General features: G+C 27.6%; 1 protein-coding gene. It reads right to left on the reverse strand.

Features of this window, described 5'->3' with window-relative positions; all coding sequences use genetic code 11:
• A partial coding sequence (locus AWT72_RS09025; protein ID WP_306765447.1) for an ABC transporter permease occupies positions 1–289 on the reverse strand: 289 nt, incomplete at its 3' end.
• Positions 290–308: the final 19 nt, after the last annotated feature.

A 308-nucleotide genomic window follows, 5' to 3' on the forward strand; every position in this document is an offset into this window, starting at 1 on the left:
AAATTATATATTTTCCAGCTTCTTCACCAAAATTTCCTATTAATGCAGCATCTTGATCCCATAGTATTGCTTTATCAACACCATCAATTTTTTCAAAAATTAATTCATCTTTTGGTGAAAAATAATCAGATTCTTTTATATCATTCGAAGTTCTATATTTTTGGTCAAAATCTACAACTATTATTTTTGAAGTTGCTAATTGTGCTTCTGATAATAATTTCTTTTGGAAACCAGCACCCAGTGATGATAATAAAACTACTGATGCTATTCCCATTATTATACCTAGCATGGTTAAAAAAGATCTAAAT

The sequence above is a fragment of the Oceanivirga salmonicida genome (assembly GCF_001517915.1).
GTDB classification, from domain to species: domain Bacteria; phylum Fusobacteriota; class Fusobacteriia; order Fusobacteriales; family Leptotrichiaceae; genus Oceanivirga; species Oceanivirga salmonicida.